The sequence below is a fragment of the Streptomyces sp. NPDC051921 genome (assembly GCF_040680975.1).
GTDB lineage: Bacteria > Actinomycetota > Actinomycetes > Streptomycetales > Streptomycetaceae > Streptomyces.
In genome coordinates, this window is sequence record NZ_JBFAXU010000001.1 from 113,856 (window position 1) to 133,754 (window position 19,899).

Genomic DNA, 19,899 nt, shown 5'->3' on the forward strand with positions numbered 1-19,899 from the left:
CGCTGACCGCCTCGGACCCCCCGCCGACAGTCCCCTCGTCTCCCAAGGACCCACTCCACCATGCCACTTGACACACTCGGCCGGCTCACTCCCCACGTGGAGGAAGCGGTCAGGATCAGCCGACAGCACGTCGCCGAGGGCGGCATCCCCTTCTCCGGGATCGTCGTACGCGACGGCCACGTCCTGGGCACCGGTTTCAACCGGGTCGCCGAGGACAACGACCCCACCGCCCACGCCGAAGTCGTCGCCCTGCGCGCGGCGACGCGCAAGGCCGGCCGGTTCGGCGTCGCGGGAGCCACCCTCATCGCCTCGGGCGAGCCCTGCGCCCTGTGCTACATGGCGGCCCTCTACTTCAACGTCGAGCACATCGTGTACGCCGCCGACCGCGCGACCGCGGCCGCCTACGGCTTCGACTACGCCGGCTCGTACGCCATCTTCTCCAACGACCCCACCACGTGGCCGCTCAAGGTGACGCACGCCCCCGTCGAGGGGCACGAAGTGCCGTTCCAGGAGTTCCTGACCGGCCAGAAAGGCCGGATGCGGTGAGTGACCGCGCCACGAGCGACCAGGCACCGAGCGATCAGTCAGTGAGTGTGCAGTCAGTGAGCGACCAGTCAGTGAGCGACCAGCCCGTGAGTGACCAGCCCGTGAGTGACCAGTCGGTGAGCGACCCGGTGAAGATCCAGATCTGGTCGGACTACGTCTGCCCCTTCTGCATGCTGGCGGAGGGCCCCCTGGAGGAGGCCGTCGAGGGCCTCGGCGTCGACGTCGAGATCGAGTGGAAGCCCTTCGAGCTGCGGCCCCACCCGCATCCCACCCTGCGCCCCGAGGACGAGTACCTGCCGGCCATCTGGCAGCGCGCCGTCTACCCCATGGCCCGGCGCATGGGCGTCGACATCACGCTGCCCACCGTCTCCCCGCAGCCCTACACGCGGCTCGCGTTCGAGGGCCACCAGTACGCCGCCGAACAGGGCAAGGGCGCCGAGTACACCGCCCGTATGTTCCGCGCCTTCTTCCAGGAGGACCAGGACCTCGGGCAGCCGGACGTCCTCGTCCGGCTCGCTGAGGAGATCGGCCTGGACGGCCAGAAGTTACGTAAGGCCCTGGACGACGGTACCTACAGCGCCGCGCACCAGGACGCCCTGCGCGAGGCCGCCGCCCACCGCATCCAGTCGGTGCCCACCCTCCTCGTCGGCGACACCCGCATCGAAGGCGTCCCCAGCGTTCCCCAGCTGCGAAAGGCGATCCTCGACGCACAGGCCGCGCAGGACGGACCGAACGCGGTCCACGGCGCCGCCTGCAGCGTGGACGGGGGCTGCTGACATGAGCATCCGTGCCCACTTCACCTCCGCCACCGAGATACCCCGCACCGAACCGGGCCGGCACGTCCTGGCCACCGTCACCTACGGCGACACCGCCCGCCTCGCCTTCACCGACCACGGCAACCCCGACCTGACCGTGCCCATGGCCGTCACGGGCACCGGCGAACCGTTCCGCGAGGTGTGGACCGTGGACGGCAGCCCCCGCTGGGCCCTGCGCGACGACCTCGCCTACGCCCACGACGGCCACCACCTGTTCATCGCCGGGCTCCTGCCGGAACAGGACGTCTACACGCCCCCGGTCCGGGCCCTGTACGAGAAGGCCTTCGCGCTCGCGAGCCACCTCGACTACGGCCACATCTTCCGCATGTGGAACTTCGTCGGCGACATCGTCGGCACCAACGCCGAAGGCATGGAGGTCTACCAGGACTTCGTCCAGGGCCGCGCCCAGGCCTTCCGGACCCACCTCGGCGACGGCACCGCCCAACTGCCCGCCGCCACCGGCATCGGCACCCAGAGCCGCGGCATCGCCTTCGTCCTGCTCGCCACCCGCGGGGGAGTGCCCCGGCACCTGGAGAACAGCAACCAGACGGCCGCGTACCACTATCCCGACCAGTACGGTCCCAAGCCGCCCAGCTTCGCCCGGGCCACCCTCCTGGACGACACCCTCTACGTCTCGGGCACCGCCTCCATCCTCGGCCACGAGACCGTCCACCGAGGCGACGTGCGCCGCCAGACCCGCCAGACGCTCGACAACATCGCCCACCTCATCTCCCGCGACAACCTCGCGGCCCAGGGCGTCGACGCCGACCACAGCCTCAAGGACCTCCGACTGATCAAGGCCTACGTGCGACATGACAGCGATATTCCGGCAGTGCGTGAGGTCTGTGAAGAGACGCTTGGCGCTGGCCTTGAGGTGAAGTACCTCAACGTCGCCGTCTGCCGCGACGACCTCCTCGTCGAGATCGAAGGCATCGTCCCCGGGCGGGGGTGGAACCTGTGACCGCCCTGAAAGTGGGCATCGTCCTGCCCGGACGCGAGTCCGTCATCGACGACGGCCCCTACCCGGAGAACCTCGCCTCCATCGCGGCCCTCGCCGAGGAGAGCGGCTTCGACTCCGTGTGGGCCGGCGAATCCCCCCTGGCCCGCTCCCGGATGAACCCGCTGCTCGCCCTCACCGCGGCCGCCACCGCCACCGAGCGCCTCCAGCTGGGCACCGCCGTCCTCATGCCGCTGCGCCCGCCCGTGCACCTCGCCCACGAACTCGCTTGCCTCGACAGGATGTCGGGCGGCCGGCTCATCGCGGGCATCGGATCCGGATTCGCCTCACCGGCCACGGAACGCGAATTCGGCAACTACGGGCTCGACTTCTCGACCCGCTTCGGGCGCATGCGCGAGACCGTCGAGATCTGCCAGGCGCTGTGGGCCGCGAAGGGCGACCCCGTCTCCTACGACGGACGGCACTACCAGCTCAAGGACGCCGCCCTGCTGCCCGTGCCGCACCAGCCGCAGGGACCGCCGCTGTGGATCGCCCACTCCGGCCCCAAGATGCTGCAACGGGCAGGGCAGCGGTTCGACGGCTGGATGCCCACCTCGACCACGCCCGAGAAGTACGCCGAAGGCTGGAACCAGGTCGACGCCGCACGCCGCGAAGCGGGCCGCCCGGACGGGGCCGTCACCGGAGCCGTCTACCTCTCCGTCGCCGTCGACCGGACCAGGAAGCAGGCCGAGGACACCCTCTGGTCCTATTTCCAGGCCTACTACGGACTCCCCCTCACCACGATGCGCACGACCCAGGGCATCTTCGGCGGCACCCCCGGCGAGGTCGCCGACTGGCTGGGGCAGTACGTCAGGAACGGCGCCCGCCACCTGATCCTGCGCCTTCCCACGGACGAGCTGACGGAGGCCGGCTACCGCACCGCGGTGCGGCGCACGGCGGACGAACTGCTCCCGCTCCTGCGCGACCTGTGACGCGCGAACCCCGGCGGTCCTGGGATGTCTGGGCAGCGGCATGGCCGATCACGGCCGTGTTCATGCTGTCCAACATCCCGACCCCGCTCCTCGGCCTGTGGCAGCACCGCATCGGCTACTCCACCGGCACCACGACCGTCATCTTCGCCGCCTACATCGGAGGCCTGCTCCTGGCCCTCCCCTTCACCGGGGCCCTCGCCGACCGGTACGGCGCCCGCCGCGTCCTCACCCCCGCCCTGGCCGCGGCCCTCGTCTCCTGCGTCCTGTTCATGACGGCGAGCCACGTCCTCACCCTGCTCACCGCGCGGCTGCTCACCGGAGTGGCCGTCGGCGCCGTCCTCTCGGCCGGCACCGCCGCCGTCGTCCACGTCGGCGGCCCCGGACGCCGCACCCAGGCGTCCCTCGCCGCGTCCGTCTCCATCGGCACCGGCCTGGCGGCAGGCCCGCTGGTGGGCGGTGCCATCTCCCAGTACCTCGGCGCCCCCACCGTCACCGCCTTCGTGCTCGAAGGCCTCCTGCTGCTGTCCGCGGCGGCCGTCGTCCGCCGGCTCCTGCCCCGCCCCGGGCCCGCCGACCACCGCGCCGACGGCGCCGGTTGGCTGCGCCTGCCCTCCGTGCCCCCCGCCAACCGGCGCGGCCTCGTCACGAGCCTCATGGCCTACGCCCCCGGCATGACGGGAACCTCCCTGCTGCTCGCCCTGGGCCCCACCCTGCTCGGCTCGCTCCTGCACACCACCAACCGCCTGATCACCGGCGGTATCGGATTCCTGATGTTCGGGGCGTCCACCGCGGTCCAGTTCCTCGCCAAGAGGCTGCCGGCAGGCCGCGTCCTGACCGTCGCGGGAGCCGTCACCGGCCTCGCCATGCTCGGCACGGCCGCCGCGGTCCACTCCCGGTCCCTCACCGCCCTGACCTGCGCCGCGGTCCTCGCGGGCGTCGGCCAGGGCATGAGCCAGTACGGCGGCTTCACCCGGCTGGCCACCGAGGTTCCCGCGCCCCGCCTCGCCGAGGCCAACGCCGCGCTCAGCGCGGGCGGTTACCTGCTCGCCGGCATCCTCCCCATCCTGACCGGGTACGCCGTCGACGCCACCGACGTCGTCACGTCCTCCACGGCCTTCGCGACGCTCATCGCGGCCGCCGCGCTGGCCGGGACCCTGGTGATCCGGACGACGCGTCGGGCGGTCGCCCCTTCTTAGGGGGCGCATCGAGAACCACGTACGCGGCCCGACCGGCCCCGGATCGTGATCCGGGGCCGGTCCGCGTCCGCCCTGAAATCATGCATGCACGCTTGCTTGTTTTGCGTACGGCTGCCAAGGTCCTGCCAAGACCTTCCGAGGTCTCCCCAAGCCGTACCCGCACAAGCCATTCTGTCGCCACCACACACCCAGAGTCAGGGGGCACGCGCGCATGGTGTTCAGCAGCGAGTACGCCGACGTCCCGGTCGTCTCCCTCCCCATCCACGACGCCGTCCTCGGCCGTGCCGCCGAGTTCGGCGAGCTGCCGGCGCTGATCGACGGCACCGGCGGGGACGGGGCGCTCACCCTCACGTACGGACAGATCGACGCCTTCCACCGGCGGGTCGCCGCCGGGCTCGCCGGGGCGGGCGTACGGCAGGGCGACGTCCTCGCCCTGCACAGCCCCAACACCGTGCTGTTCCCGGTCGCGTTCTACGCGGCCACGCGGGCCGGGGCGTCCGTGACCACCGTGCATCCGCTCGCCACTCCCGAGGAGTTCGCCAAGCAGCTGCGCGACTCGGCCGCGCGCTGGATCGTGACCGTGTCGCCGCTGCTCGCCACCGCCCGCGCGGCGGCCGAACTCGCGGGCGGCGTCGCGGAGATCTTCGTCTGCGACACCGCGCCGGACGGCGACGGGACCCGCTCGCTCCAGGCCTTCCTGGGCTCCACCGCGCCCGAGCCCGAACTCGCGGTCGACCCCGCGACGGACGTGGCCGCGCTGCCGTACTCCTCGGGCACCACCGGGATCCCCAAGGGCGTGATGCTCACCCACGCCTCCATCGCCACCAACCTCGCCCAGCTCGAACCGTTCATGCCGATGGGCCCCGGCGACCGGATCCTCGCGGTCCTGCCCTTCTTCCACGTGTACGGCCTGACCGCCCTGATGAACGCGCCGCTGCGACAGGGCGCCACCGTCGTCGTGCTGCCCCGCTTCGAACTCGACGGCTTCCTCGCCGCCATCGAGCGGCACCGCATCAACGCCCTGTACGTCGCGCCGCCGATCGTCCTCGCGCTCGCCAAGCACCCGGCCGTCGCGCAGTACGACCTGTCGTCCCTGAAGTACATCGTCAGCTCCGCCGCACCGCTCGACGCCGCGCTCGCCGAGGCCTGCTCGGCGCGGCTCGGGCTGCCGCCGATCCTCCAGGCGTACGGCATGACCGAACTGTCGCCGGCCACCCACCTCGTACCGCTCGCGGCCGAGACCCCCCCGCCCGGCACCGTCGGCAAGCTGCTGCCCGCCACCGAGATGCGGCTCGTCTCCCTGGAGGACCCGGCGAAGGACGCCGCGCCCGGCGACGAGGGCGAGATCGTCATCCGCGGCCCGCAGGTCATGAAGGGCTACCTCGGCCGGCCCGAGGCCACCGCCGCCATGGTCGACGCGGACGGCTGGCTGCACACCGGGGACGTCGGCCGGGTCGACGAGGACGGCTGGCTGTACGTCGTCGACCGGGTGAAGGAGCTCATCAAGTACAAGGGCTTCCAGGTCCCGCCGGCCGAACTGGAGGCGCTGCTCCTCACCCACGAGGGCATCGCCGACGCCGCCGTCATCGGGGTGACGGACGCGGAGGGCACCGAGATACCCAAGGCGTTCGTGGTCCGCCAGCCGGCCGCGGCCGGCCTCGGCGGCGAGGACGTCATGGCGTACGTGGCCGAGCGCGTCGCGCCGTACAAGAAGATCCGGCAGGTGGAGTTCATCGACACCGTGCCCCGAGCGGCGTCGGGCAAGATCCTGCGCCGGGAACTGAGGGACCGCTCATGAGCACCGACACGAGCCTGGTCGGCATCGCCGCCGACCGGGGCATCACCACCCTGACCCTGGACTCCCCGGCCAACCGCAACGCGCTCTCCGCGCCCCTGGTGACCGAACTCGCGGACGCGCTCAGCGCGTGCGGCAAGGACCCGGGCGTCCGGGCGGTGGTCCTCACCCACACCGGTGCCACCTTCAGCGCGGGCGCCGACCTCAAGGCCCCGCCCGGGCCGTACGCCTTCGTGGACCTGCTCCGGCAGATCGTCGAGCTCCCGAAACCGGTCGTGGGCGTCGTCGACGGGCACGCCCGGGCCGGCGGCCTGGGACTGCTCGGCGCCTGCGACGTCGTCCTGGCCTCGGAGGGCTCCGACTTCGCGCTCACGGAGGTACGGATCGGGGTCGCGCCCGCCGTCATCTCGCTGACGCTGCTGCCGAAGCTGGAGCCCCGTGCGGCGGCCCGCTACTACCTGACCGGAGAGCGGTTCGGGACGCCGGCCGCCCGCGCCATGGGCCTCGTGACGGCCGGCGCCGAGGACCTGGACGCGGTCCTCGACGGGCTGCGCGGCGCCTCCCCGCAGGGGCTGCGCGAGGCGAAGCGGCTGGTCACGGCTAGAGTCCTGGAGACCTTCGAGCGCGATGCGGAGGAGCTGGTCCAGCTGTCCGCCTCGCTGTTCGCCTCGGCCGAGGCACGCGAAGGGATGACGGCCTTCCTCGAACGACGGGACCCGACGTGGCGGCTCTGACCGGCCCGAAGCAGGACAGGAGCCGCGCCACCCGGCAGCGGCTCCTGGAGGCGGCGGTGGCCTGCCTAGCCGAACACGGCTGGGCGGGCTCCACCGTCTCGGTGGTCGCCGAACGGGCCGGGGTGTCCCGGGGCGCCGCCCAGCACCACTTCCCCACCCGCGAGGACCTCTTCACGGCCGCCGTCGAGTACGTCGCCGAGGAACGCTCCCAGGCGCTGCGCACCCTCCCCACCCAGGACCGCCGCGCCGTCGTCGGCGCGCTCGTCGACCTCTACACCGGCCCCCTCTTCCGGGCCGCCCTCCACCTGTGGGTCGCCGCCTCCAACGAGGACCAGCTGCGCGCCCGCGTCACCGAGCTGGAGGCCCGGGTGGGCCGCGAGTCGCACCGCATCGCCGTCGAACTCCTCGGCGCGGACGAGTCCCGGCCGGGCGTCCGCGAATCCGTCCAGGGTCTCCTCGACATGGCCCGCGGCCTCGGCCTCGCCACCCTGCTCACGGACGACCGCGCCCGCCGCGAGCGGGTCGTGGCCCAGTGGGCGGCGATCCTCGACGGGGCGCTGGGCTGACCGGCTCCGGGGCGGTGCGGGAGGGCCGGGCGGGGGCACCGGGGTCGTCGGGGCCACCGTCCGGCACCACGGCCACCGCCTCCCGGGGCGTGAGCCAAGAGACACCGCGCGCCCCCGCCGTCACCCCTTCGCCGCAGTACGCTTGTCGCATGCTTTCGCTCGTACGTCGCCGCCACGTGGATCTGCTCCGCGTCGCGAGCATGGGCTGTCCGGGTCTCCGTCACCCCTGACCCACGCCCCACCCCATCGTCCGGCAGCGCCGCCACCCCAGGCGCGGCACCGGGCGCCGTACACCCCCGCGGACGCACATCATGAGTTATGCCTCGCAGCTCCCCATCGTCGACCTCTCCGCCGCCGACCGAGGCCCCCAGGCCCGGCGCCTGCTCCACGCGCAGCTTCACTCCGCCGCCCATGACGTGGGCTTCTTCCAGCTCGTCGGGCACGGCGTGACCGCCGGCGAGAAGCTGGCGCTGACGTCGGCGATGCGGGCCTTCTTCGAGCTGCCGGAGGCGGAGCGGCTGGCGCTCGACACCACGTACTCGCCGCACTTCCGCGGGTACACCCGCGTCGGCGACGAGCGGACCGGCGGGGCCCGGGACTGGCGGGACCAGCTGGACATCGGGGCGGAGCGGCCCGCGCACGTGCCGGGGCCGGGTGAACCCCCGTACTGGTGGCTGCAGGGTCCGAACCAGTGGCCCGAGGGCCTGCCCGAGCTGCGGCTCGCCGCGCTGAACTGGATCGAGCGGCTCAGCGGCGTGGCCGAGCGGCTGCTGCACGAGCTGCTCGCGTCGATCGGCGCCCGGCCGGACTTCTACGACGCCGACTTCGGCGCGCACGCCCACCCGCACCTGAAGCTGGTCCGCTACCCGGGCAGCAGCGGCGAGGGCGACGACCAGGGCGTCGGCGCGCACAAGGACTACGGCTTCCTGACGCTGCTGCTCCAGGACGACGTGGGCGGGCTCCAGGTGGAGCGGGAGGACGGGATCTTCCACGACGTGCCGCCGCTGCCGGGGGCGTTCGTGGTGAACCTGGGCGAACTGCTGGAGGTGGCGACGAACGGCTACCTCGTCGCCACCAACCATCGCGTGGTGTCACCGCCCGGGGTGACCGAACGGTTCTCCGTCCCGTTCTTCTACAACCCTCGGCTCGACGCCCGGATCGCCCCGCTGGAGTTCCCGTACGCCGCCGCCGCGCCCGGCCTCACGGCCGACCCGGCGAACCCCCTGTTCGCCGAGTACGGCTTCAACGAGCTGAAGGGCAAGCTGCGCGCCCACCCCCTGGCGGCGGCCCGGCACCACGCGGACCTGCTGGTCAAGGACGGTCAGCCGGCGATGTCCGTGATGTCGGAGTAGCCCTCGATCTCGCGCGGGTCCCGCTGACCGGGGCCCGTGTAGCGCGCCGACGGGCGGACCAGACGGCCGGTGCGCTTCTGCTCCAGGATGTGCGCCGACCAGCCGGCCGTACGGGCGCAGGTGAACATCGAGGTGAACATGTGCGCCGGGACCTCGGCGAAGTCGAGGACGATCGCGGCCCAGAACTCGACGTTGGTGGCCAGGACGCGGTCGGGGCGCCGGTTGTGCAGCTCCTCCAGGGCCGCCTTCTCCAGGGCCTCCGCCACCTCGAAGCGCGGGGCCGCGAGCTCCTTCGCCGTACGGCGCAGGACGCGGGCGCGCGGGTCCTCGGCGCGGTAGACGCGGTGGCCGAAGCCCATGAGGCGCTCGCCCTTGTCGAGGGCCTGCTTCACGTAGGCCGTGGCGTCGCCGGTGCGCTCGATCTCCTCGATCATGCCGAGCACGCGGGAGGGGGCGCCGCCGTGCAGCGGGCCGGACATGGCGCCGACGGCACCCGAGAGCGCCGCCGCGACGTCGGCGCCGGTCGAGGCGATCACGCGGGCGGTGAAGGTGGAGGCGTTCATGCCGTGCTCGGCGGCCGAGGTCCAGTAGGCGTCGACGGCCTTGACGTGCTTCGGGTCCGGCTCGCCGCGCCAGCGGATCATGAACCGCTCGACGACGGACTGGGCCTTGTCGATCTCGCTCTGCGGCACCATCGCCAGGCCCTGGCCGCGGGCCGACTGGGCGACGTACGACAGGGCCATGACGGCGGCGCGGGCGAGGTCGTCACGGGCCTGCTCGGCGGAGATGTCCAGGAGCGGTTTCAGGCCCCAGACCGGCGCGAGCATCGCGAGCGCGGACTGCACGTCGACCCGGATGTCACCGGAGTGCACCGGGATGGGGAACGGCTCGGCGGCCGGCAGGCCCGGGTTGAAGGCGCCGTCGACGAGGAGGCCCCAGACGTTGCCGAACGAGACGTGACCCACCAGGTCCTCGATGTCGACTCCGCGGTAGCGGAGGGCACCGCCCTCCTTGTCGGGTTCGGCGATCTCCGTCTCGAACGCGACGACTCCTTCGAGGCCGGGTACGAAGTCGGACATGAGGCGGCTCCTGATTCACGAGAACGGTTGATCGATGATCAATCATTCGGCCGTTGGCTGGTGGAGGGCAACAGCGATCCAGGGGATGAGTCTGTACGGTTCCGATGATGCGGGGAAAGGTGACATCCGGCACACTCCGCCGAATCGGCGAGGAAGGATTGGCGCCCGGCGATGCGGGGCACACTCCGACGCTACGGCAGGATGGCCTCGTGACCGACGCTCTCGATCCCGCCGACATGCGCGAGGTGTACCGGACCATGGAGCTGACCGTGGCCGACCTCGCTCCCGAACCGATCGAACAGTTCGCGCGCTGGTTCAAGGAGACCGCCGACAGTCCGGCGATCCACGAGCCCAACGCGATGGTCGTCTCCACCGCCGCCCCCGACGGCCGCCCGTCCTCCCGCACGGTGCTGCTCAAGCACTACGACGAGGCCGGCTTCGTCTTCTACACGAACTACGGCTCCCGCAAGGGGCAGGAGCTGACGGCCAACCCGTACGTGTCCCTGCTCTTCCCCTGGCATCCGCTGGCCCGCCAGGTCATCGTCACCGGCCGCGCCGAACGCACCGGCCGCGACGAGACGGTCGCCTACTTCCGCACCCGCCCGCACGGTTCGCAGCTGGGGGCCTGGGCCAGTCACCAGTCCTCGGTGATCGAGTCGCGGACCGAGCTGCTCGCCCGCTACGAGGAGCTGGCCGCCCGCTACCCGGAGCGCGAGCAGGTGCCGGTGCCGCCGGAGTGGGGCGGCTTCCGGGTCGTACCGGAGACGGTGGAGTTCTGGCAGGGGCACGAGAACCGCCTGCACGACCGGCTGCGGTACGTACGCGAGGGCGCGGCCTGGCGGGTGGAGCGACTCTCCCCCTGAGACGCGGACGACCCGTGGGCCTTGGTCCCGTCCGCCTAGGTTCGGACGGGAGCCGGCCGGACTGACCGGCGGCCCACGGGTCGGGTGACTGCGTTGGTGTTCGGCAGAAGGCCTGCCGAGGTGCACAGAGTGCGACGGCAGGCCTTAGCCCGCAGTCACCTCACGAGTCCGAAAAGAAACCATTTTTTCGGATCACCTCCTTTCGCGTGTGCCCACACACTAAGAACCTCCTCCGCTCTCCTTCAACCCCTTTTTTCGCTGTCACGCTCCGATGCGAGCCCGATGCGCTCCGGATAGCCCGCGCAATACGGGGCCCGATACGGCGCTCGGGTTGGCTCGGTGGCACGAGTTCACCAGCGAGCGGGGGAGTCATGGGCAGCACAGTGGTGCAGAAGTTTGGCGGCAGCTCGCTGGCCACCACCGGACACCTGCGCCGGGTGGCCCGCAGGATCGCCCGCGTCGCCGCGTCCGGCCGTCGCGTCGCCGTCGTCGTCTCGGCACAGGGCAAGACCACCGACAACCTCATCGGCACCGCGGGCGAGATCAACCCCGACGCCGACGGCCGCGAGCTCGACCAGCTCCTCGCGACCGGCGAGGCGGCCTCCGCGGCCCTCACGGCCATGGCGCTGCAGCGGCTCGGCACCCCGGCGACCGCCCTCGCGGGCGCCCAGACCGGGATCCTCGCCTCCGGGCCGCCGGGCGCGGGCGTCATCGTCGCCATCGACACCGAGCGCGCCGTACGGCTCCTCGACGCCGGACAGGTCGTGGTCATCGCCGGCTTCCAGGGCGTCGACGCGGCCGGCGACATCATCACGCTGGGCCGCGGCGGCTCCGACACCACGGCCGTCGCCGCCGCGGCCGAACTCGGCGCCACCCACTGCGAGATCTACACCGACGTCCCCGGCGTGCTCACCGCCGACCCCCGCCTGGTCCCCAGGGCCCGGCTGATGCCCCGCCTCGACATGGACGTCATGGCGGAGATGGCCTTCGCCGGCGCGAAGGTCATGCACTCCCGAGCGGTCGAACTCGCCGCGCTCTGCGGCCTGGACATCCACGTCGGCCACTCCGCGGCCCCCGAGGTCGGCACCCGTATCCACGCGACGGACGGAGACAGCATGCTCGAGACCCAGGCCGCCGTCATGGCGGTCGTCCACGACCAGGACGCGGCCCGCGTCACCGTCCGCACCGCGCGGACGGCGGAGAACCCGGCGCTGACCGTCTTCCGCGCGCTCGGCCAGCAGGCCGTGCCGGCGGACATGACGTCCGTGCACGAGGAGCGCGGCGGCGGTCACACCATCGGCCTGACCGTGCCGCACACCCGGGTGGCGGCGGTACGGGAGTTCCTGGCCGCTCACGCCGCCGACAGCGCCGACGCGCTCACCGTCGACGACACGGTGGCGAAGGTGTCGATCGTCGGCAAGGGCCTGCTCAGCCGCCCCCAGTACGCGGCCCGGATGCTGTCCGCGCTCACCGACCGCGGCATCAGCGCCGGCGCCTTCTCCGCCTCCCAGCTGCGCATCTCGGTGACCGTGCCGCGGGCCGAGGTGGACCGCGCGGTCCGGCTGCTGCACACCGAGTTCGAGCTCGACGGCTCGCCGGACGACACCCCGCTGACCCTCGCGAGCCGCACATGAGCCACCCACCCGTGCGCCGCCCGCACCCGAGCCACCCGCACACCGTCCCCCTCTGGGAGAAGAACCGATGACCGAGCAGCTGTCCTTCGCCCGCCGCTTACGGCTGCGGAGGCTGTACCGCCACGCCCCTGACCGGCTCCTCGTCGTGCCGCTCGACCACTCCGTCACCGACGGCCCGGTGACCGGCGGCAGCCGGGTCGGCGCGCTCGTCGGCGACCTGGCCCGCCACCACGTGGACGCCGTCGTGCTGCACAAGGGCGCGCTGCGGCGGATCGACCCCGAGTGGTTCGCGCACACCTCGCTGATCGTGCACCTGAGCGCCAGCACCGTGCACGCCCCCGACCCGAACGCCAAGTACCTGGTGGCGGGCGTCGAGGAGGCGCTGCGGCTGGGCGCCGACGCGGTCAGCGTGCACGTCAACCTGGGCGCCGACGAGGAGCGCCGGCAGGTCGCGGACCTGGCGGCGGTGGGCGATGCCTGCGACCGCTGGAACGTGCCGCTGCTCGCGATGATGTACCCGCGCGGCCCCAAGATCGCCGACCCGCGGGACCCCGCCCTGGTCGCCCACGCGATCCAGCTCGCCGCCGACCTCGGCGCCGACATCGTGAAGAGCCCGTACGTCGGCTCCGTCGGGGCGATGCGGGACGTCACCGCCACCGCCGCCGTCCCGGTCATCGTGACCGGCGGCCCCCGCAACGACGACGAGGCGGCCACCCTCGCCTACGTCGAGGAGGCCCTCAGCGGCGGCGCCGCGGGCATCGCCATGGGCCGCAACGTCTTCCAGGCCCCGAACCCGGGCGCCCTCACCGACAAGCTTTCCGACCTCGTGCACGGACGGCGCACCACCGCCTCCGCTCCGCCGCACCACCCGCACCGCGTCGTTCAGACCACTCGCTGAAGCGCAAGCAGACCGACAGATCAGGAGAGTTCCGTGAAGATCAGCTGGCTCGACATCCGTTCGCTCGGCGAGGCCCGCGAGGCGATCCTCCAGGAGGCGCTGCACCACCGCGTGGAGGCGGTCGTCGCCGACGACACCGCGCACCTCGAGGATCTGCCGCCGACCATCACCAAGGTCCTGTTCCCGCAGAACAAGCCGCTGCCGGAGGACTTCGGCGACGCGACCGTCGTCATCGTCGACCCCGCCAAGCACGGCGTGACCCCGGCCGAGCTCGCCCTGAAGCACCCCGAGGTGGAGGTCGGCCGGTTCGTCGAGATCATCGACGCCCCCACCCTGGAGGACGCCTGTGAGTCGGCGCGCACCGAGAAGTGGAGCGTGCTGTTGTTCCGCGACCCCACGAAGATCCCGCTGGAGATCGTGATCGCGGCGGCCGCCCGGGCCACCGGTTCGCTCGTCACCGTCGCGCAGGACGTCGAGGAGGCCGAGATCATCTTCGGCGTCCTGGAGCACGGCTCGGACGGCGTCATGATGGCCCCGGCGAAGGTCGGCGACACCGCCGCCCTCAAGCGGGCCGCCGAAGCCGACGTGCCGAACGTCAACCTCACCGAGCTGCGCATCGTGGAGACCACCCACATCGGCATGGGCGAGCGGGCCTGCGTCGACACCTGCACGCACTTCCGCGAGGACGAGGGCATCCTGGTCGGCTCGCACTCCAAGGGCATGATCCTGTGCGTCAGCGAGACCCACCCGCTGCCGTACATGCCGACCCGCCCGTTCCGCGTCAACGCCGGCGCGATCCACTCGTACACGCTGGGCAAGGACGAGCGCACCAACTACCTCAGCGAGCTCAAGGCAGGCAGCAAGGTCACCGCGGTCGACGTGAAGGGCAACACGCGTCTGGTCACGGTCGGCCGGGTGAAGATCGAGTCCCGTCCGCTCATCTCCATCGACGCCGAGGCCCCCAACGGGCAGCGGGTCAACCTGATCCTCCAGGACGACTGGCACGTCCGGGTCCTCGGCCCCAACGGCGTCGTGCTCAACAGCACGGAGCTGAAGCCGGGTGACGTCGTGCTCGGCTACCTGCCGAGCGAGGACCGCCACGTCGGCTACCCGATCGACGAGTTCTGCCTGGAGAAGTAGGTCCTCCGCGGTGCGCCCCCCGGCCGTGCCACCCCTCGCGGGTGGCACGGCCGGGCCGTCTCACCCGGCGGCCGCACCGGCCCGGACGTCCGCCGCCGGCACGGCCGCCGTGCGCCGCGCCACCCGGCTGAGGAGGACCGCGACCGCGCCCAGCAGGCCGGCCGCCGCGAAGACGAAGAAGCCCCACCGGCCGTGGCCGTGGGCGAAGAGGTAGCCGCCCAGCCAGGGGCTGAGGACGGCGCCGAGCCGGCCGACCCCGGCCACCCAGCCGAGCCCCGGGGCCCGCAGCGCCGCCGGATAGAAGCCGCCGGCCACCGCGTAGACCATCGTCGAGGCGCTGTAGAGCCAGATCCCGGTCACCGTCACCACGACGTACGTCACCGGCACCGGCATCCGCACCGAGAGCAGCAGCAGGGAGCCGGCCGTGAGCACGAACCAGGTCCCGGCCACCGGTACGGCGCCGAACCGCGAGGCGACCCAGCCGGCCAGCAGCATGCCGACGATGCCGCCCGCGTTGACCGCCATCAGGAAGCCGACCGAGGAGCCGAGCCCGTAGCCCGAGACCCGCATCAGCTGCGGCAGCCAGGTGCTCAGGCCGTACACGAGCATCAGGCCGCACGCGGAGGCCAGCCACAGCAGCAGCGTGGACGCGCGGTGCTCGCGGCCGACGAGCGCGGCCACGGCCCGCGTCCGCTCCCCGGACCGCCTCCGGCCCGGCAGGGCCCTGTTCGCCAGGACGGTCGGCGACTCGGGCAGGAAGCGGAGCAGCAGCGGTACGGCCACGAGTGCGGGCAGGACGCCCGCGGCGAAGGCCCAGCGCCAGCCGTACGCGGGGGCGAGGGAGAGGCCGACGCCCGTCGCGGTCATCCCGCCCGCGTGGTACGCCGACATGAGGATGCCGGTGGCCAGCGGCACCCGGCGCTCGGGGGTGAACTCGGCGACGACGGCGAGGCACACGGGGATGAGCCCGCCCAGGCCGAGGCCGGTGAGGAAGCGTCCGGCGCCGAAGACGCCGACCGAGCCGGCCGCCGCGCAGACGCCGGAGCCGGCGGAGAAGGCCAGGACGCAGCCGACGAGGACCGGGCGGCGGCCCACGCCGTCGGTGAGGCTGCCGCAGCCGAGGGCGCCGAGCAGCATGCCGAAGGTGGTCCAGCTGCCGACGGTGCCGGCGGTCGCCGCGTCGAGACCGAACGCGGGGTCGTCGAGCATGTACGGCAGACCCGCGCCGTACACCATGACGTCGAAGCCGTCGAAGAAGACGGCCGCCCAGCACAGGGCGAGGACGGCCACGGGGGAGTGTCTTCGGGCGAGCACGATTACCTCCACGGGGTGGGGAGACACGAAGGCGCCGGACCCCGGTCTCCGGGGAGACCGAGATCCGGCGCCTGCCGGGTGTCAGTGGTCGTAGCGGTACCACTTGGTGTGGTCGATCAGGTCCCTGGGCGTCATGGTGTGCCAGGGGCCCAGCGAGGTGTTGATGTCGGGGACGTCCTGCGTGGGCTGCAGCGGCAGGTAGGGCGGGACCTCGGGGTTGCGGGCCTGCCACAGGGCCCAACAGCGGTCGATCATGCAGTGGTTGAGGAAGAACACCGGGTCGTTGGGCGAGCCGATGTACATCATGTGGCCGCCGACCCACACGTGCCCGGCCGCGTGCAGCTTGCCGGCGCTCTCCTCCCAGGCGAACTTGGTGTAGCCCTCCAGGTGGTTGCGGAAGCTCGCGTACGGCGGCTCGCTGCCCGCGGTGTGGTTGAACGGCGCCGAGTCGTACACCTTCAGGTTCAGGGTGTCGTCCAGCTGCTTCGGGGTGGGCAGCTTGTCGGTCAGGGTGCCCATGTCGCGGACCAGGAAGTCCCGGTCGTCGTGCGTGTAGTTGCCGTTGAGGGCCGGGTTCTCGTCGCCGACGGGGATGACGCTGATGTTGAGGACCCAGCCGTTGTCGCGGGCGAACGGGCCGGTCATGACCCGGCGGTCGCCGGGGCGCCCGTTGCCGCCCATGAAGTTGTCGGCCCACAGCGGGGAGTCCACACCGTGGTCGATCGACCAGTCCCAGTACGGCAGGGTGACCCGCGGGTCGACCTTCTGCAGCTCGCGCTCGAAGCGCAGCAGGTACTGGCGGTGCCAGGGCAGGAAGCCGGGGTTGATGTGGCCGAGCCGCTTGCCGGTGACCTTGTCCAGGTAGTCCTGGGAGTTGACGCGTATGTGCAGGTCGACGAAGCGGTCGTAGATGCCTCTCCGCTTGATCTCCTTGACCGCGTGGATGAATCGGCGCTTCTCCTCGGCCGTCATGTCGAGGTGGTTCTTGCGTACGTGCACCATGGCGGAGCTCCGTTTCGGGGACGGTCGGGTCAGGCGGGCGTCGTGGCGTCCATGACGTGGGCGCCGTGGACGTTCGGCAGCAGGTGGGCGCCGCGGAGCTCCTCGACGGCGCGACGGGCGGCGACCAGCGGGGTCGGCGCCATCTCGTAGTGGCACAGCGAGCTGAGGTAGGCGTCGTCCGCGAACTTCATGAGGTGCAGCGGCCGCCCGTCGATGTACACGCCGCCGCCGGCCGCGGCGGACGCGACCCGGATGGTGCGGCCCTGGTACGTCTCGGTGTACTCGCCCCCGGCGGCGCCGCCGGCCTGGGCGGGGTCCTCGTCGGCGCCGATGGCGCCGGTGGCGAACGGGACCGCGGCGGCGGAGGCGGCGAGGGCCGCGCCGGCGGTCAGCTTGACCATGTCGCGTCGCTTGATGGACACGGTGGTTCCCTTCGGGTGGGTGACTGGGTGGGTGACCGCGTCAGGCCGCGGCCACGACGCCCTTGGGCTCCAGCAGGAACTGCGTGTAGTTGTCGTCGTGCGGGATGCCCGGCACCGCCGTCCATGGCAGGACCGCGCCGCGCGTGACCTTGCGGACGCTCGGCTCGCGCACGGCCGCGTCGACCAGCGCCTCGTCCTCGGTGAGCAGGTTGAGGGCCAGCGACGCGCGCAGCGGCGCGACCCCGTCGGCGGGTGTCCACGGCGCCACGACCACGAACGGGAACGGCAGCTCGGTGCCGACGGCCGGGTGGTCCACCCGGTCGACCGACAGCACGAGCGGCCGCAACAGGTGTGAGCCGTCGCCGAGTTCGACGACGGTGTCCGCGCCCGCCGGGTCGTGGCCGGCGCTGTGGTCGGTCACCCCGGGCGTCGCCCGCAGCTCGTCCACCTGGCGGCGGATCCGCGCCGCCCGCTCCCGGTCGGCGACCAGGAGGGTGGCGCCGGCGGCGGTGACGGGCACGCTCGGCAGCGCGGCCAGTCGCCGGGCCAGCGCGTCGGCGACCTCCCGCACCGGGCGGCTGGTCAGGACCGCCGAGAGGTTGGTGCAGCGGGTGCCGCCGTCGAAGGAGGCGGACAGCGCCAGGTGCGCGACGGTCGGCTCGTCGGCCTCGGCGTCCAGCAGCGCCTTCGTACGGCCAGGGCCGCGCACGGCGACCGTCTCGTCGCCCTGCCAGCGGCGTACGGCGCTGTCTCCGCCGTAGACGATGCCGCGGTCGGCCTCCTTGAGAAGGAACTCGCCGGTCTGGTGCGAGGCCGGCAGGAACGCCAGCTTCCGCGGCGGCAGCCCGGCGGCGAGCAGCGCCCGGGTGAGGCGCAGCGGGGTGAACGGGTCACGGCTGCCCGGCTTCACGGCGACGCTGTAGCCGTGGAAGAGGGCCTGCGCCCAGGTGACGTTGGGCGTCGGGTGGTTGCTGGCCATGACGGCGGCGAAGACCCGGCCGCGCGGCACCCAGCGGGTCGCGAAGCCGGCGCCGAAGCCCGTGCCGGGCAGTTCGGCGGCGGTCGTCTCGGACAGCTCGCGCAGCTCGTCGACGAGGTCGCGGACGGACTGCGCGACGGCGGCGGCCGTGAGCCCGGTGGCGTACGAGACGCGGTCGGCGTACTCCTCGGGTGACTCGCCCTCCAGGACGGCCTCCTCGAAGAGCCCGGCCGCCCGGTCGAAGACCTCCTGGGCGACCGGGACGCCGTCGGCGTGGGCACGCAGCTCGCGCAACGCGGCGAGCGCCATGAGCCGTGGCGCGGAGCCGACGTCGGCGAGGTCGCCGCCGCGCACGTCGGGCAGCCGGCCGCGGTCGGAGCTGGTGACGGGGCGGCCGCAGACGAGCGGATCGACACCGATCAGCCGGGTGTCCGTCATCAGTAGACCCCCTCGATGACGCGCACGTCGTCGACGGCGCGGTAGGTCTGGACGTCGGCGAGGCCGTCCACGGGGGAGCCCGGGCGCGGGGCGACGCGGACCGCGCTGTCCCGCTCCAGGACGTTGGGCAGGAACATCTCCTCGGCGACCAGGTGCAGCCGGACCCGGCCGCGCTCCCCGTACGCCACGGGCCGGCCCTCGGCGTCGACGAGTTCGAGGCGGGTCGTGGCCGGGTACGGCTCGAAGACGCACGGGTGGCTGTCGCCGGGCGCGGCCGGCCGCTGCGGGGCGACGCCCATCAGGCTGTTGCCGTAGACGCCGACGACGGCCGCGTCGGGGAAGAACTCCTGGTCCAGCATGCGCAGGCTCTCGGCGCTGATGGAGGTGCCGGCCCAGATGACCGCCCGCACGTTGCTCCGCACCAGCTCGTAGAGCCCGGGGCGGGCGCAGATGGCCTCCAGGAGCGGCGGGGTGGAGCTGAGGACGGCCACCTTCTGGCTGGTGAGGATGGTCTCGGCCTGGTCGAGCAGGTGCTGGACGTAGCGGTCCGCCTCGTCCTCGCGGCCGTCGGCGAGCAGTCGCTTCACCCAGCGCGGGTCGAGGTCGACGGTGTGGAAGAGGGCGCCGGACAGGGCCGCGTAGCGGGAGACGTCGTAGCCGATGACGTGCGGCCCGCTCGGGCCCAGGTGCAGCCAGTCGCCCTCGGCGGGCACGCCGCTCTCGATGAGCCGCTGCCGCGCCCAGACGAGGAGTTCGGCGCGCGCGGCGCTGTCGACGATCCGCTTCGGGGAGCCCGTCGTGCCGCCGGAGTCGTACACGCGGAAGACGCGGTCGGAGACGCCGCGCGGAACGAGGTCGCCGACGGGCACGGTGCGCAGCTCGGCGCTGACGTCGGGGAAGCGCGTGAGGTCGGCGAGGCCGCCGACGTCGGTGAGCGGGTCGAAGCCGAGGCTGTCGCGCTTGGCGAGCCAGAACGGGGAGCCGGTGTCCGCACCGAAGTGCCAGGCCATCAGCTTCCGTATGTGCAGGTCGAATTCCGTGGTCGGGGAGTCGGTCATGACGAGTACTGGTCTCCTTCAACGCGAAGAGGCGCCGACGTGCCCATCCTTCGGTCGGCGCCTATCGCGGCTGTATTGGTGTTGTTTCGGTGCCTGGCCCCGCGCGGGGCCAGGCACCGGGTACGGCTCGGGTACGGCT

Annotated in this window: 19 protein-coding genes; 13 read left to right on the plus strand and 6 right to left on the minus strand. The window is 72.6% G+C overall.

The window, feature by feature from the left end; all coding sequences use genetic code 11:
• The first annotated feature begins 60 nt into the window (after nucleotides 1–60).
• From AB0M16_RS00565 to AB0M16_RS00605, 9 genes are all read left to right on the plus strand, one after another.
• A complete protein-coding gene (locus AB0M16_RS00565) occupies nucleotides 61–546 on the plus strand; it encodes a nucleoside deaminase (protein ID WP_365337197.1) in 486 nt (161 codons plus the stop codon).
• A gap of 86 nt (nucleotides 547–632) precedes the next feature.
• Nucleotides 633–1,322 (plus strand): DsbA family oxidoreductase, encoded by a 690-nt coding sequence (locus tag AB0M16_RS00570; RefSeq protein WP_365337199.1) that lies wholly within the window; start codon nucleotides 633–635, stop codon nucleotides 1,320–1,322.
• A gap of 1 nt (nucleotide 1,323) precedes the next feature.
• Nucleotides 1,324–2,322: an FkbO/Hyg5 family chorismatase gene (locus AB0M16_RS00575; protein ID WP_365337201.1), complete on the plus strand. Its 999-nt coding sequence runs from the start codon at nucleotides 1,324–1,326 to the stop codon at nucleotides 2,320–2,322.
• On the plus strand, nucleotides 2,319–3,290 hold the full coding sequence (locus AB0M16_RS00580; RefSeq protein ID WP_365337203.1) for an LLM class flavin-dependent oxidoreductase: 972 nt from the start codon (nucleotides 2,319–2,321) through the stop codon (nucleotides 3,288–3,290). The genes AB0M16_RS00575 and AB0M16_RS00580 overlap by 4 nt, the downstream gene beginning before the upstream one ends.
• Nucleotides 3,291–3,352: 62 nt before the next feature.
• Nucleotides 3,353–4,486: an MFS transporter gene (locus tag AB0M16_RS00585; RefSeq protein ID WP_365337205.1), complete on the plus strand. Its 1,134-nt coding sequence runs from the start codon at nucleotides 3,353–3,355 to the stop codon at nucleotides 4,484–4,486.
• Nucleotides 4,487–4,697: 211 nt separating this feature from the next.
• A complete protein-coding gene (locus AB0M16_RS00590) occupies nucleotides 4,698–6,284 on the plus strand; it encodes a 4-coumarate--CoA ligase family protein (protein ID WP_365337207.1) in 1,587 nt (528 codons plus the stop codon).
• Nucleotides 6,281–7,015 carry an enoyl-CoA hydratase family protein gene (locus tag AB0M16_RS00595; RefSeq protein WP_365337209.1) on the plus strand — a complete coding sequence of 245 codons (735 nt, stop codon included), beginning with the start codon at nucleotides 6,281–6,283 and terminating at the stop codon, nucleotides 7,013–7,015. The genes AB0M16_RS00590 and AB0M16_RS00595 overlap by 4 nt, the downstream gene beginning before the upstream one ends.
• Nucleotides 7,003–7,581 (plus strand): TetR/AcrR family transcriptional regulator, encoded by a 579-nt coding sequence (locus AB0M16_RS00600; protein ID WP_365337211.1) that lies wholly within the window; start codon nucleotides 7,003–7,005, stop codon nucleotides 7,579–7,581. Before AB0M16_RS00595 ends, AB0M16_RS00600 begins: the two co-directional genes overlap by 13 nt.
• A 311-nt stretch (nucleotides 7,582–7,892) precedes the next feature.
• Entirely contained in the window at nucleotides 7,893–8,933 is a 1,041-nt protein-coding gene (locus AB0M16_RS00605) for a 2-oxoglutarate and iron-dependent oxygenase domain-containing protein (RefSeq protein ID WP_365337213.1), read from the plus strand.
• On the opposite strand, the gene AB0M16_RS00610 is transcribed toward AB0M16_RS00605, so the two are convergent.
• A complete protein-coding gene (locus AB0M16_RS00610) occupies nucleotides 8,903–10,012 on the minus strand; it encodes a citrate synthase 2 (protein WP_365337215.1) in 1,110 nt (369 codons plus the stop codon). The two genes, AB0M16_RS00605 and AB0M16_RS00610, sit on opposite strands and share 31 nt — an antisense overlap.
• A 236-nt stretch (nucleotides 10,013–10,248) precedes the next feature.
• On the opposite strand from AB0M16_RS00610, the gene pdxH reads away from it, so the two are divergent.
• The 4 genes from pdxH (at nucleotide 10,249) to griH (ending at nucleotide 14,547) form a co-directional block, all read left to right on the plus strand.
• Complete coding sequence (gene pdxH, locus AB0M16_RS00615; protein WP_365337917.1) at nucleotides 10,249–10,875, plus strand: pyridoxamine 5'-phosphate oxidase; 627 nt, start codon at nucleotides 10,249–10,251, stop codon at nucleotides 10,873–10,875.
• A 371-nt stretch (nucleotides 10,876–11,246) separates the two neighbouring features.
• On the plus strand, nucleotides 11,247–12,509 hold the full coding sequence (locus AB0M16_RS00620) for an aspartate kinase (protein WP_365337217.1): 1,263 nt from the start codon (nucleotides 11,247–11,249) through the stop codon (nucleotides 12,507–12,509).
• Between the two features lie 67 nt (nucleotides 12,510–12,576).
• Nucleotides 12,577–13,407: a 2-amino-3,7-dideoxy-D-threo-hept-6-ulosonate synthase gene (locus AB0M16_RS00625; protein ID WP_365337218.1), complete on the plus strand. Its 831-nt coding sequence runs from the start codon at nucleotides 12,577–12,579 to the stop codon at nucleotides 13,405–13,407.
• Nucleotides 13,408–13,440: 33 nt separating this feature from the next.
• Entirely contained in the window at nucleotides 13,441–14,547 is a 1,107-nt protein-coding gene (gene griH / locus AB0M16_RS00630) for a 3-amino-4-hydroxybenzoic acid synthase (RefSeq protein ID WP_365337220.1), read from the plus strand.
• Nucleotides 14,548–14,607: 60 nt separating this feature from the next.
• On the opposite strand, the gene AB0M16_RS00635 is transcribed toward griH, so the two are convergent.
• The 5 genes from AB0M16_RS00635 to AB0M16_RS00655 form a co-directional block, all read right to left on the minus strand.
• Entirely contained in the window at nucleotides 14,608–15,861 is a 1,254-nt protein-coding gene (locus AB0M16_RS00635; RefSeq protein ID WP_365337222.1) for an MFS transporter, read from the minus strand.
• An 81-nt stretch (nucleotides 15,862–15,942) separates the two neighbouring features.
• The gene (gene griF / locus AB0M16_RS00640; protein WP_365337224.1) at nucleotides 15,943–16,863 is read right to left on the minus strand and encodes a grixazone synthase; all 921 of its coding nucleotides are present in this window, start codon (nucleotides 16,861–16,863) and stop codon (nucleotides 15,943–15,945) included.
• A 29-nt stretch (nucleotides 16,864–16,892) separates the two neighbouring features.
• A complete protein-coding gene (locus AB0M16_RS00645; RefSeq protein WP_365337226.1) occupies nucleotides 16,893–17,285 on the minus strand; it encodes a tyrosinase family oxidase copper chaperone in 393 nt (130 codons plus the stop codon).
• A 40-nt stretch (nucleotides 17,286–17,325) separates the two neighbouring features.
• A complete protein-coding gene (locus AB0M16_RS00650; protein ID WP_365337228.1) occupies nucleotides 17,326–18,702 on the minus strand; it encodes an aldehyde dehydrogenase family protein in 1,377 nt (458 codons plus the stop codon).
• Nucleotides 18,702–19,760, minus strand: a complete 1,059-nt coding sequence (locus AB0M16_RS00655) for a phenazine biosynthesis protein (protein WP_365337230.1) — start codon at nucleotides 19,758–19,760, stop codon at nucleotides 18,702–18,704. The genes AB0M16_RS00650 and AB0M16_RS00655 overlap by 1 nt, the downstream gene beginning before the upstream one ends.
• Nucleotides 19,761–19,899: the final 139 nt, after the last annotated feature.